The 12,887-nt window shown below is 51.2% G+C and carries 9 protein-coding genes; 1 reads left to right on the forward strand and 8 read right to left on the reverse strand.

Annotation, left to right across the window (positions count from 1 at the left end; genetic code table 11):
- Positions 1-481: 481 nt before the first annotated feature.
- On the forward strand, positions 482-1,888 hold the full coding sequence (gene glnA / locus DPQ22_RS03815) for a type I glutamate--ammonia ligase (protein ID WP_150213363.1): 1,407 nt from the start codon (positions 482-484) through the stop codon (positions 1,886-1,888).
- A 153-nt stretch (positions 1,889-2,041) separates the two neighbouring features.
- Here the strand turns inward: glnA and DPQ22_RS03820 are convergent, their stop codons facing one another.
- From DPQ22_RS03820 to ssb, 8 genes are all read right to left on the reverse strand, one after another.
- Positions 2,042-3,580, reverse strand: a complete 1,539-nt coding sequence (locus DPQ22_RS03820) for a KAP family P-loop NTPase fold protein (protein ID WP_150213293.1) — start codon at positions 3,578-3,580, stop codon at positions 2,042-2,044.
- A gap of 136 nt (positions 3,581-3,716) precedes the next feature.
- On the reverse strand, positions 3,717-4,145 hold the full coding sequence (locus tag DPQ22_RS03825; RefSeq protein ID WP_150213295.1) for an organic hydroperoxide resistance protein: 429 nt from the start codon (positions 4,143-4,145) through the stop codon (positions 3,717-3,719).
- An 88-nt stretch (positions 4,146-4,233) separates the two neighbouring features.
- Positions 4,234-4,824 (reverse strand): hypothetical protein, encoded by a 591-nt coding sequence (locus tag DPQ22_RS03830; RefSeq protein WP_150213297.1) that lies wholly within the window; start codon positions 4,822-4,824, stop codon positions 4,234-4,236.
- Positions 4,825-5,273: 449 nt separating this feature from the next.
- Entirely contained in the window at positions 5,274-7,055 is a 1,782-nt protein-coding gene (gene nagE / locus DPQ22_RS03835) for an N-acetylglucosamine-specific PTS transporter subunit IIBC (protein ID WP_210244016.1), read from the reverse strand.
- A 17-nt stretch (positions 7,056-7,072) separates the two neighbouring features.
- A complete protein-coding gene (gene ptsP, locus DPQ22_RS03840) occupies positions 7,073-9,661 on the reverse strand; it encodes a phosphoenolpyruvate--protein phosphotransferase (RefSeq protein WP_150213299.1) in 2,589 nt (862 codons plus the stop codon).
- A gap of 37 nt (positions 9,662-9,698) precedes the next feature.
- On the reverse strand, positions 9,699-10,721 hold the full coding sequence (locus tag DPQ22_RS03845; protein ID WP_150213301.1) for an SIS domain-containing protein: 1,023 nt from the start codon (positions 10,719-10,721) through the stop codon (positions 9,699-9,701).
- A gap of 13 nt (positions 10,722-10,734) precedes the next feature.
- The gene (nagA, locus tag DPQ22_RS03850; RefSeq protein ID WP_150213303.1) at positions 10,735-11,841 is read right to left on the reverse strand and encodes an N-acetylglucosamine-6-phosphate deacetylase; all 1,107 of its coding nucleotides are present in this window, start codon (positions 11,839-11,841) and stop codon (positions 10,735-10,737) included.
- Between the two features lie 513 nt (positions 11,842-12,354).
- A complete protein-coding gene (gene ssb, locus DPQ22_RS03855) occupies positions 12,355-12,879 on the reverse strand; it encodes a single-stranded DNA-binding protein (protein ID WP_190323134.1) in 525 nt (174 codons plus the stop codon).
- Positions 12,880-12,887: the final 8 nt, after the last annotated feature.

Consider the following 12,887-nt stretch of genomic DNA (forward strand, 5'->3'; position numbering starts at 1 on the left):
GTTCCCTGCGGAATTGGCGCAAAGCCTCTGCGACTTAATCTTCAACCTCTGCAAGCAAGGCCGGGAAAGGCGCAAAAACCAGAATATTTCGAGAGCGGAGACACAGGAGGCGCAGAGCTTTATGCCCTGCAAAACCGGCTATCGGCATTGTCTGCAAATACCCCGCCTGCCGTATTTACGGCTTATAGCGCAATAGAGCAAACAGCAAAATAACCGACCCTCCGTTCAGCCACCGGCCAAATTCCGGGTGAATAGCCCCCCATTAAAGCTTTTAGCGGCAAAATGCAACTCTTTTTTGCTCCGGCAGCTTTGCTGTTGCTTTGAAGGCTGCTTAAAAAGCGGGGAAAGGCGGCGCCGCTGCTTGTGTTCATTTTCAGGCAATGTTAGGACAAAGAAGAGGTTTATGAATGGTGCCGGAAATGAGGGGCGGGTATTGCGGCCGGGCCTTGCCGGCAGATTTGACAGGAGGGAACGGCAATTTATGCTCATATCGGCAATTCTTGAAAAAATACGCGCTGAAAATATTCGCTTTATTGATTTGCGTTTTACTGATTTGCGCGGAAAATGGCATCATATTACCATAGCCGCTGCCACTGTGGATAAAGCGCTGTTTGCGGAAGGGGTGGTATTTGACGCTTCGTCTATCGATGGCTGGAGAGCTGTTGATGATTCGGATATGGTGCTGCGCCCCGATTTGGAAATTGTCTGCCTTGATCCGTTTTTTGCCGAGCCGACTCTGGTGGTTTTCTGCAATGTGGTTGATCCCGTTTCATTACTGCCTTATAATCGCGATCCGCGCACTATTGCCGGCCGGAGCCAGGCCTATGCGCGCGAGCATGGTTTTGGCGATACGGTTTATATCGGGCCGGAGGCAGAATTTTTTGTCTTTGATACTGTGCGTTTTCAGGCCGGCCCTTATGAGAATTTTTATTATCTGGACAGTGATGAATCGCCGCTAAATAGCGGGCGTGATTATGCCGCCGGCAATATGGGGCACCGCCCGCCGGCCAAAGGCGGCTATTTGCCGGTGCCGCCGGTTGATTCGGCCCAGGATATGCGTTCGGAAATGCTGGCAATGCTACAGGATATGGGGGTTGTGGTAGAAAAACATCATCATGAAACAGCAGCAGCCCAGCATGAGCTGGGTATTAAATTTGATTCGCTGCTGCGCCAGGCCGATAAAATGCAGATTTTTAAATATGCGGTGCGGCAAGTGGCGCAATCTTACGGCAAAACGGCCAGTTTTATGCCAAAACCCGTTTTTGGCGATAGCGGTTCGGGTATGCATGTGCATTTATCCCTGTGGAAAGATGGGAAACCACTTTTTGCCGGCGATAAATATGCCGGGCTTTCTGAAGCCTGCCTGTATTTTATCGGCGGCATTATTAAACATGCCCGTGCCTTGAATGCGTTTACCAACCCTGCCACGAATAGTTACAAGCGGCTGGTTCCTGGTTTTGAAGCGCCGGTTTTACTGGCTTATTCGGCGCGCAATCGTTCTGCCGCCTGTCGTATCCCGCATGTATTTTCGGCTATGGCCAAGCGGGTAGAGGTGCGTTTTCCTGATCCGGCAGCCAATCCTTATCTGGCTTTTTCAGCTTTGCTTATGGCCGGGCTTGACGGTATCAAGCATAAAATTCACCCGGGCGAGGCGATAGATAAAGATCTTTATGAATTGCGGCCGCGAGAATTGAAAAATATTCCGACTGTCAGCGCTGATTTGCGTGAGGCGCTGGCGGCGTTAGATAAAGACCGCGCTTTTTTGAAAGCGGGTAATGTATTTGATGATGATATGATTGAGTCTTATATTGCGCTGAAGCAGCAGGAAGTGCAGCGCTATGAGACAATGCCCAGCCCGGTAGAATTTGCCATGTATTATTCCGTCTAAACTGCGAAGCCCGGTTTTCGGTTAGAGAGTGTGCTGCCCTGCACTTGAAATAGGCGCGGCCTGCCGGGTCGGCAAGGGCAATAGCCGGAATTGGAAAGGGGAAAAGTGTCTCCTGGTTTATTTGATTGCCCTATAGTGCAATAATTGTTTCCCTTATTCTTCATTTGAATTTTCATCAACTGCGAAATCCGGGTTGAATATATCTAAATATTGCTGCTGAACTTGCTGAGATATAGGCCAAGTGGCTGACTTACCGTTTAACTTTAATCGCTCTGTGAGGTTCTGCAAACCATATGGCTCAGAGGCCTTTGTAACAGCTTTTAGCCACATAAATGCGCTTTTGAGCCCGATTTCGGAGCTGTTTACGCCATAATTATAATTACGCTGATGCTCGTAGTAAGCTGGGAAATTGAGAGTATATTCTATAAAATTAAGAATATTTATAGGTGATTTTTCATACTTTTCATATAGAGAACCGTGATAGCGATTAGTATATCTACTATTCAGGTCGATATAATTTTGTTCTTTTACTCCATAATAATATAGCACTTCGCTTTCGCTTATTGTTGCATTGAGAAATTTCTGATAATAATCATGTTTGATAATATTTGAACTTATTAGAGCCAGGCATATTTCCAGTGTTGCAACGGGGAGCTGTAAAAAATTTTTAATCCCCGTTGCTGTTGCAATGAGCGTAAACATAGAAAGAATTCGTTCAGCTTCACGCAAGGATAGAGAGTTGTTTTTTGTCACGCAGCTCAGATGATTCTGTAATAAACTCGCTAATTGCGGCTCTATCCCCATTTCTTTTGCAGCCCATTCCGTATAAGCCAAAACAGTTTTATGAGCTTGGCCGTTTTTTTGAATAGTGTCGGATAAGGTCAGGGGAAAACTGATAAAACGTTGTAAATAACCGTCAGCCCCAATATCGCTGCCATGGCGGCATTTTACCATGCTTTCCAGCTTTTCCATATTGACGCCGAGGACAAAATGGATACCGTCTACGGAGAAGAAATGCTTGATCGTTTCCAGCACGGAAAGCGCATAATCAGGGCGAGCACGATCCAGCTCATCAACAACGATAACCAGTTTTTGTTTTGCGGCAAATTTTCCTATGGCGCGCACAAACCGGCGCATTGTCGTCCGTCTGTCGTCTTCTTGTTTCCAATAGGCATTTAGAGCCTCATTACCTTGCTGATTGGCTGCGTCACTCATTGCTTTACTCACTGTTTCAGCACCGGATTCTGCCACAAGACTGATGCCGGAAGCTATAGCCGCTAAACTTGCCTGAACGAAAAACTTCCCTAATATGCCGCCGTATTTTTTGACTTCGGTAAATAGTTGTTTGGTTTTCCCCTCTGTCTCTTCCAGTCTTCCTTCTATTGCCATAATAAGAGCGGGCAACGGGTCTTCCAGATAATCATGATTAAAGGCATTGATATAGACAGTCAGAGCTTCGCCGCCGTTTTTCTGCCCATGTGCAGCGACCCATCGTTGCAAAAACCAGGTTTTACCGGTGCCCCAGCCGGAATTGACAGCAATTACCAGCGAGTCTTCCACATTCTGCACAATATTGGAAAGTTTTTTGCCGATTTCCGCCCGTTGCAGAATATCAGATGCCATTTCCTGATTAACTGCCGCGAAACCCGTTTTATAAAGCTCTATTTTTTCTTCCGGCGGGCGAAAGCGCACGAAAACCCTCTTTTAAAAAGGCTTAAAATTCGCTTTAGCTGAAAAACAGCAAATTATAGAACAGCAAGCCGCGCGGGGTAAGAGGGCAGGCGACCCTGCTTCTTATTTGTCACCCAAGCGCGGGATCAGGCGAGCGTTAAATAATTTCTACCTGCACAGCAATATTGCCACGGGTAGCGTGCGAATAGGGGCAAACTTCATTATGCGCCGTGCGGGCAATCTGCTCCGCCTGCTCTTGGCTCAAGCCGGCCAGATGCGCCTCTAACGTTACATAAAGCTGAAAGCCGCCGGCTGCGCGCGGGCCAATGCCCACTTTGGCGGTTACATGTGTATCATCACCAAGCGACAAACCTTCTTTGCGGGCAAGAAAACGGCAGGCCGACTCAAAACAGGCGGCATAGCCGCAGGCAAAAAGTGTTTCAGGATTAGCGCCTTTTTCACCGCTGCCGCCCATTTCTTTCGGCATGACAAGCGGCATATCGACCGCGCCATCGGCAGAATGAACGCGCCCCGTGCGCCCGCCATTGGCTGTTGCTTCTGTCTGGTAGAGAATTTTCGCTGTCATAGCCGGATTTCCTTTGCTGATACCCCCCCCGGTGATCGGAATGCTATAAGCGAAATAAGGCGAAATAAAGAAACTGCGCCGGGCAGATTTACGGATAAATATGCCGGTAATTTTGCCCTTCATAGGGTGCGCTGTAAATGCGGCGATTATTATCCGGGCTATAAGTCGGGCTCGGCGGTGCCGGATAGGGCGAAGCGCTATAAGAATTTTCCTGATAGGGGCTGGGGCTGTTTGGCGGTGCTGTAAGATTCCCGCCCCCTTTAAAGGGAGTAGCCGGGCTGTAATAATAATCATGGCGCAAGGGGCTGGCATAAGTGCCGTTACCGCGGGAATAATAATGGGTGCGATAGCGATAGCCGCCGCCATTATAGGGCGTAGCATAAGTTTTATAGGAGCGATGATAGCGGAACGGATTGCGATAATGGCGCTGTGGCGCAGCGTAATCGCTTTGCTCATTATCGTAATAATGTTTTTGCACTGTGGCGGCAGAATAGCGGCCTAGGGGTGCGGTATAGTGGGCTTGCGGCGCGCTATAGCCTGGTTCACTGCCGAAATTATAGGAATTGTCACTATTATAGCCGGTATCCGGCAGCGGCGCCTGATAGATTTTTGCCCCGGCGAGAGAGACGGGGCAAAGCAGCAGAGCCAGGCAGCTTAAAACAGGATATTTTATCGGCATAGTCTGCCTCCTTTAGCTCAATAGCCCAGCTATACTAACATATATTTTCCAGCAATTTATAAATTTACAATGGAAACAGTCTTAATTATGTTATAATTCAGTATATACTGTGATTAGACAGAAAAATATAGAAACTATCTTGCTTGCACCAATAAAATTCTGTTATTCCGCTGCCGCTTACTTTTAAAAAATACAAAGCAGCGCTATTTATGGCTGTTTGCGCGGGATTTGTGCAGAATCCGCCGGGGAAACTACAATATAGGGCGCAGTTTTGCCCTAAATATAGAGCGAGCAGCTCAATGGAGCAAATCGGAGAGGTTATGTGCGCGCGAAATCACGCAGCGCGCCTGAACCGAGTTAATACGCGCCGGCTAAGGAGAAACAGAGCAGAAGAGGCTGGCAGGACTGAAAATTTTACCGGGCCGGGCACGGCCGGAACCGCGGGAGTATTATGGCGATAATCGGGCAGCAAGAAGGCGCGGTAAATCCTGTGAGCTGAAAATAATATGCACAAGCTCTTTGCCCAATATTTCAACCGCCGCCGCGCCGAGAGAGGTGACAGCAGCGGTATTCAGCGCATCTGTATCCGCAAGCTCAAGCCGCAGGCGCGTAGCGGCAATGGCCGTGGCTTTACGCAAATTGCTGCGGCCGCCAAAGGCTGTCACCCAATCGGCCAGGGCAGCAGCAGTGATTGGCGCGCTATGAAGGCCGGCTGGCGGCGGTTCTGCGCCCGCACTCAAAGCACTGCTTTCGCCGGCGCCGGCCATTATTATTTTATTATTATCTCCGGCACCGACAGCGGAACGCATAGCTTGGGCAATATCATCGGCAATAGGGCCGAGAATAACCTGAACATTATCATCGCGCATTTTCATGACAGCCACAGCACCTAGTTGTTTGAGCTGCTTTTCATCAATTTTATCCTGATTGCGGACAGTCAGCCGCAGCCTTGTGGTGCAGGCGCCGATAGAAGACAGATTTTGCCCTCCTCCCAGCGCGGCGACAAAATCGCGCCCAATATTGCCGCCGGCTTGCCTGACCCCGGCCAAAGACTCATCTGACTCAGGCTCTCGCCCTTGGGTTTTCAGGTTAAAGAGACGAATTGCAGCGCTGAAAATACAATAATAAACGGCAAAATAGGAAAATCCTATCGGGATAAGCCATAAAGGGTGAGTCGCTTTGCCATAAGACAGAACATAATCAAAAGCGCCGGCTGAAAAAGTAAAACCGAGCTTTACATCAAGCAGATTCATAATAATCATTGCCAGCCCGGTAAGAAAAGCGTGCACAGCATATAAAGCCGGGGCAAGAAACATAAAAGAAAATTCAATCGGCTCCGTAATACCGGTAAGAAAGGAAGTCAGCCCCATAGATAGCAGCAAGCCGCCCAGCACCGGCCGCCGCTCTGCTTTGGCATTACGGTAAATAGCTAACGCCACTGCCGGCAGGCCGAACATGGTAACGGGAAACATGCCGGCCATAAAGATTCCCGCTGTTTTATCGCCCGCGAAAAACCGGCTCATATCACCATGGATAATCCCCCCCGCAGCATCGGTAAATGAGCCGAACTGAAACCAGACCAGATTATTGAGAATATGGTGCAGCCCCGTGACAATCAGCAGACGGTTAAACAGGCCGTAAAAGAACAGGCCGATATTGCCCGATTCAATCATAAAATTGCCAAGGCTGTTAATGCCGTGTTCAACCGGCGGCCAGATATAGGCAAATATATAGGCGAGAAGCAGCGCTGTCGCCCCCGATATAATGGGAATAAAACGCCTGCCGCCAAAAAACGCCAGATATTCCGGCATTTTAATAGCATTATAGCGATTATAGTAAACACCGGCCACAATGCCGCAAATAATGCCGCCTAAAACCCCCATATCAAGATTTTTGTCAAGGCTGTTTAAAGTGGCGTTTAAAACGAGAAAAGCGGTCGCGCCTGCCAGAGCGGCGGAACCGTGATTATCTTCAGCCAGGCCGATGGCAACGCCAATAGCGAAAATCAGCGCCAGATTGGTAAAAATTGCTCCGCCGGCGGCAGATATAGCCGGAATATTCAGCAAATCCGGCTGCCCGAGCCGCAATAAAATGCCCGCCACGGGCAAGACGGCAATAGGCAGCATGAGCGATCGGCCGAGTAATTGCAAGGCGCCCATAATATTCAGGCGCGCCAAAAAGCCCGCTTTATTTTTAGATTGCGTTTCGCCGGCCGGGATTGTCTGTTCCATTTATAGGCGCTTTCCGTTTATGAGGTTTTTATCTGCGCGGCCAGCCAGCGGCCGAGATTTTCTCTCACTGCTGCGCCGTCAGCCAGCGTCAGGGCTTTTTCGCACTCTGCTTTCAAGGCGGCGAGATCAATTTGGCGCAAACGCGCTTTGGCGGCCGCAATATGCGGTGATTCCATCGACAATTCCTCGGCGCCCAGTGCCGCCAGCACCGGCCCGGCGACAGTATCGGCCGCCGCCGCGCCGCAAATGCCGACAGGGCAATTTTGCTTTGCCGCTTCCGCACAGCAAAAAGCAATCAAACGCAGCACGGCAGGGTGCAAAACATCAAGCCGCGCACTGAGCTTTGTTTCTTCCCTGTCCATGGCCAGCGTATATTGGGTGAGATCATTGGTGCCGACAGAAAAGAAATCTGCCTCGCGCGCCAGATTGGCGGCCATGAGCGCCGCAGAAGGCACTTCAATCATGGCGCCTAATTGCGGCATGAGAAAATCCTCTCTTTTGTCTATTCCCAATTTGCCGGCCAATTCTTCCATCATAGCGCGGACAGCAATAAAATCATGAATATCTGTTACCATTGGCACCATGATTTGCACCGGGCTTTTGCCGTTTTTCAGCGGTTTTGCTTTGACACGCAACAGGGCTGTTAATTGTGTTGACATCAATTCAGGATTGGTCAGGATAAGACGCGCGCCGCGAATCCCCAGAGCAGGATTAGGGCCGCCGCCTATTTTCAGCCATGAAAGCTGTTTATCGGCACCAATATCCAAAGTGCGGATAATAACCGGCCGGCCTTGCATAGCGTCCACTGCGGCCTGATATTGCTGTTGCTGTTCCTCTGCTGAGGGAGCGCTGTCGCGCCCCAGAAACAGAAATTCGCTGCGAAACAGCCCGACGGCATCAGCGCCATTGATCAGGCTGTTTTCTGCTTCCAAAGCCCCGGCAATATTGGCGGCAACAAGGACAAGCCGGCCGTCTTTAGAGACAGCCGGGCGGACAGATTCCGCTTTGGCTTTTGCCTCATTTTGGCCTGTAAGCTCCTGCCGGCGGCGCGCTGTTGCAAGCTGCTCTACCGTTGGCTTGAGCTGTATTATGCCTTTATCACCGTCAAGAATAACGGTATGCCCTTGTAGTAAAACCGGGTCAAGAACAGCTTTTCCCAACCCCATAAGGCATGGAATGTTTTTGCTGCGGCATAAAATAGCGACATGAGAGGTAATGCCGCCATAAGCAAGGCACAAAGCGGCAGGTTTTTGCGCAGCAAGCATCATAAACTGCGAAGGCGTAATATCCTCTGCCGCAATTATCGCTCCGCCAAATTTATCTGTTTCTGCCGGTTCTGCCGCCGTATTGCCGGGCAGCAAACTAATAAGCTGAAGCTGAATATCGCGCAGATCGGCGGTGCGCTCGCGAATGAGCGGATTAGCAGAGCGGGCAAGAGCCTCAATGCGCCTGTCCATAATAGTCTTCCAGGCAAAGGCGGCGCTTTTGCCTGCCTGTATTTGCGCCAGCGCCTCGGCAAGAAGCTCGTCATCATCAAGCAAAGCCCGATGAGCGGCAAGAATATCAGCCTGAGCTGTATTTTCCGCCGCCTGCACTTTATCTCTGAGCTGCGTTTGCAAAGCCTTTATGGCGCGCTGCAAATGCTGCTTCTCAATTTCTGCCTCCTTGCCATATTCGGCAAAAGCAGGCAGAGCGGGTTTGAAAAAACGCAATAAACCGATAGCATAGCCGGGGCTTGCCACCAGACCCTGTAAAATATCTGTTGCAGGAAAAGTTTGATTCTTATCCGGCCTACAGGCAGCAGATAGTGCCGGGCCGCTTGTCACTCCTTCCGGCGTTTCCAGTATTTTGCGGATTTCCGCTATTGCCTGTGCCGCTTGCGCGCCGCCGGCGGTTATAACAACCTTGTCTTTATACATAAGGCCAAGATCAAGCAGAGCGGCAATGCGGCTCACCGAGACTGTTTTAGCTTTATTGCGGATAAAAACATCAGCCTGATAGCGCTCGCTCACAGCTTTCAGCCGGCTGGCCGGGCGGGCATGCAGGCCGTTTTCCAGTGCGATTTCAACGCTTGCTTCCACAATTTCCTTTGCCGCGCCGGCGTCCGGCTGTTTGCTGCCTGTATGCGCCGCGTCAGCGGCAACAAGCCTGGCAAAAGGCGCGCCCATTGCCACGCGCCCTGTTGCCAGAGCAATCAGGCGCAAAGGCTTTTCACCGACAAAAATAAGCGGTGTAATCAGGCTGGTGGCCGCGACAGCTACTTTATCAACATTAAACCGGATAAGCGGCGTTCCCTCTGTAACATAATCTCCCGGTTTGACCAGCAGCGACAGCCCTTCGCCGTTAAGCTTAACCGTATCCACCCCTAAATGCAGCAATATTTCTACTCCGTCAGCCAGCTTCAGCGTGACAGAATGGCGTGTCGGCGCACATTGAATCACTGTGCCGGCGGCAGGCGCGCATAAATGATCCCCCAATGGCTCAATAGCTACAGTTGAGCCTAACATTTCCTGAGAGAAAACAGGGTCTGGTATAGCATGAACCGGAACACAAAGCCCGTCAATCGGCGCAGAAATAAGCCAGCTTTGTGACAGATTGGCGGACATGGCAGCTCCTTGGCAGGTTTGTAAAAGCTTAAAACCTTTAAACGGTAACAGTCACTTTATTAAGAAAGCGGGGCGTATCAGGATCCAGCCCGCGGGCGCGCGCCAGTTGCTCCACCATAATATAAAAACTTTGTATGGCGCTAATGGGAGAAAGGGCGCTGTCAGGGGCAGCGGCAATATCCAGATCGCGATCGGCAATATTTGTATCGGCTGCCAGCAGCACCCTGGCCTGACGGCTGCGAAACTCCCGCGCCAGAGCAAGAAGCCCGCTTTGGCCTTGTCCGGGCAGAGCGAAAATCAGGACAGGGTAACCGCTGCCGACCAAAGCCATAGGGCCGTGCTTGATTTCCGCGCCGCTAAAGGCCTCTGCCTGCATATTACAGGCTTCCTTGAATTTAAGCGCCGCTTCCTGCGCAACTGCCAGCCCAAGACCGCGGCCGATAACAATCATTTTTTCTTCATTTTCAAGCATAGTGACGGCCTTTTGCCAATTAAGGGAGCAGGCTTTATGCAAAGTCTCCGGTAGTGATGCCAAAGCCTGCTGCAACGGCCTGTCTTCCAGCCAGGCTGCCAAAAGCTGGGCAGAGGCAGCCAGAGAGGCAATATAGGTTTTTGTCGCGGCCACACTTTTTTCCGGCCCGGCATGGAGGGAGATTGCCTCGCGGCTTGCTGCCGCCAGCGGAGAATTGGGCGCGTTAATCATGGAAATGGCATAGGCTCCGCCTTTACCCAGCGCGGTCAGCGTTTCCACCAGATCTGTGCTTTGCCCCGATTGCGAGATAGCCAGAGCAAAATAGCGCGCTAACCGCCATGGCGCGTTAAACAGGGTAGTGAGGGAAAGCGGCACTGAAGTCACCGGTATGCCGGCGCGAATCATGCACAGATAGGAAAAATATGTGGCGGCGTGATCAGAGCTGCCGCGTGCCACTGTTACCCCGCCAAAGGGATTGACAAGGCGCAGTTTTTCTCCCAATTCCCGCATTTGCCGGGCATTTTCCCGCAGGGCAAAGGCAATGTGCTCCGGCGCGCTGCTTGCTTCCTGATACATAAATGTTGTCATTGCCTGCCTTTCTTCAGTCTTTGTCCCGGCCGACACGCCGCCCGGCAATATAAGTATCAATAATATTATAATGCGTATCAATTATATTCAGATCGGCGCGCAGGCCGATTTCCAGCCGCCCGCGATCTTGCAGCCCCAAATAATCGGCCTGATAAGCGCTCAGGCGGTGCGAGGCCTGAGCCAGCGAATCGCCCAGGCGGATAAAATTTTTCAGCGCCTTATCAAGCGTCAACACACTGCCGGCCAAAGTCCCGTCTGCCAGCCGCACGGCATTGCCTTGTTTATAAATATCGTTCTCCCCAAGCCTGTACTGCCCGTCAGGCATGCCGCAGGCCGCTGTTCCGTCTGTAATGCCGTAAAGGCGCGGAATAGCGCGCATAGCGGCGCGCATGGCGCCTTTGCCGACATGAACCAGATCGGGGATTATTTCGCAATAACGGGCATGAGCCAAAGCGGCTCCGACAGCGCCGGCCGCGCGATGTGAGAGCGGTGACATGGCATTATAGAGATGGGTGAAAGATTTGGCGCCCGCCTGTAAAGCGCAGCAGCACTGCTCATAATCGGCCAGTGTATGGCCGATTTGCACACGGATATTCTGCCGGCCCAGCCAGGGAATAAGGGCAAGATTCTCGGCAAATTCCGGCGCTATGGTGATAATGCGGATTGGAACGGCGGCATTCAGGCGGTTGATGAATTCCTTATCGGCGCGAATAGCATAAGCCGGCTGCGCCCCCAGCTTTTCCGGGTTGATAAACGGCCCTTCCAAATGTATGCCGAGAATATCCGCCCCGTCTGCCGGCGGGTTGCGCCGGACAGCGGCAACGGCCGCAAAAGCTGCGTCAATAGCGGCCGGCGGCGCTGTCATGGTGGTGGCCAGCACGGAAGTCGAGCCGAAACGGGCATGGGTGCGGGCGAGGACGCGCGCTGCTTCACCGCCTTGCATAATGTCATAACCGCCGCCGCCATGCACATGCAGGTCAATAAAACCGGGGATAAGGCAGGGGGCACCTGTCACAATTTCCCCCGAAATTCTGTTAATTCCGGCTATCAATCCGTCTTTTATTGTCAAATGGCCGTTTATCCAGCCGTCAGCCGTCAGAATATTGCCTGCCAGTTTCATATTACGCCTCAAAAACTGCGAAATGTCTTATAGAGTCGTCTAAAGCGGTTGCCGAGCCCCCTCTACCGTTACTGCCTCTTGCGCCTTCTGTCAAAGAGCGTGACTGGTGAAAAATGCCGCATATAGTCCTGCGCTGCAAGGCGTAAAAGAGCGGATTATCCGGCAAAAAAATGCGGAATATTCAGCAATATATCACAGGAAAGGCAAAAAATCGCCGATAAAACAAATATAAATCGGTGTGAATTATTTCAGTGCATTCAAAATTGCTAATATTGTCGATAAAGATAATCAAGCGCCGCGCTGAAAGAGATAAGCCACCCCCGGCGCCCATAGGCCGGCGTTGAAAGTGATGAAAGCCTTATGCACGCCGATACAGGTAATGATTCGCAGGGAAAAGGGGCAGCTCATATTGCGCATTATCTGCTGCGAGCCATTCTTTCGACAACTCCGCCCCGCCGCCGGCAAAACTGCTCGCAGTCCTACGGGCTTGTCACTGCCCTGGAGTTTCAGCCTTCAAAACGGCACTTCATCGTCAATATCGCGGGCGAAATCCTGACTGTCGCCCTGATTGCCCTGCCCGCCGCGGCGCACGCTGTCGCCGGAAGAATTATCACCATAAGCGCCCTGATGATAATTGCCGCCCTGATTATTATGCGCAACCTGATTATAGCCGCCGCTGTCACCATTGCGTGAATCGAGCATTTGCAGCTCACCGCGAAAATTTTGCAGAACAATTTCTGTCGTATAGCGATCCTGCCCGGATTGATCCTGCCATTTACGGGTTTGCAACTGGCCTTCAATATAGAGTTTTGCGCCCTTTTTCACATATTGCTCAACGACTTTAACCAGCCCTTCATTATAAATGACAATGCTGTGCCATTCTGTCCGTTCTTTACGCTCGCCGCTATTTTTGTCGCGCCAGCTATCGGAAGTGGCGAGGCGTAAATTGGCAACACGGCCGCCTGAGGCAAAATTGCGAATTTCCGGATCGGCGCCAATATTGCCTACCAGAATAACCTTATTGACACTGCCCGCCATAATTATTT

It is taken from the genome of Candidatus Tokpelaia sp., assembly GCF_008636115.1.
Taxonomy (GTDB): domain Bacteria; phylum Pseudomonadota; class Alphaproteobacteria; order Rhizobiales; family Rhizobiaceae; genus QLZD01.

What these genes read in the sequence shown, in the direction of transcription:
- DPQ22_RS03830 (WP_150213297.1), bottom strand. Translation starts at nt 4,824, where the DNA reads ATGCCGATAAAATATCCTGTTTTAAGCTGCCTGGCTCTGCTGCTTTGC.
- nagE (WP_210244016.1), bottom strand. Translation starts at nt 7,055, where the DNA reads ATGGAACAGACAATCCCGGCCGGCGAAACGCAATCTAAAAATAAAGCG.
- DPQ22_RS03845 (WP_150213301.1), bottom strand. Translation starts at nt 10,721, where the DNA reads ATGACAACATTTATGTATCAGGAAGCAAGCAGCGCGCCGGAGCACATT.
- ptsP (WP_150213299.1), bottom strand. Translation starts at nt 9,661, where the DNA reads ATGTCCGCCAATCTGTCACAAAGCTGGCTTATTTCTGCGCCGATTGAC.
- glnA (WP_150213363.1), top strand. Translation starts at nt 482, where the DNA reads ATGCTCATATCGGCAATTCTTGAAAAAATACGCGCTGAAAATATTCGC.
- DPQ22_RS03825 (WP_150213295.1), bottom strand. Translation starts at nt 4,145, where the DNA reads ATGACAGCGAAAATTCTCTACCAGACAGAAGCAACAGCCAATGGCGGG.
- nagA (WP_150213303.1), bottom strand. Translation starts at nt 11,841, where the DNA reads ATGAAACTGGCAGGCAATATTCTGACGGCTGACGGCTGGATAAACGGC.
- ssb (WP_190323134.1), bottom strand. Translation starts at nt 12,879, where the DNA reads ATGGCGGGCAGTGTCAATAAGGTTATTCTGGTAGGCAATATTGGCGCC.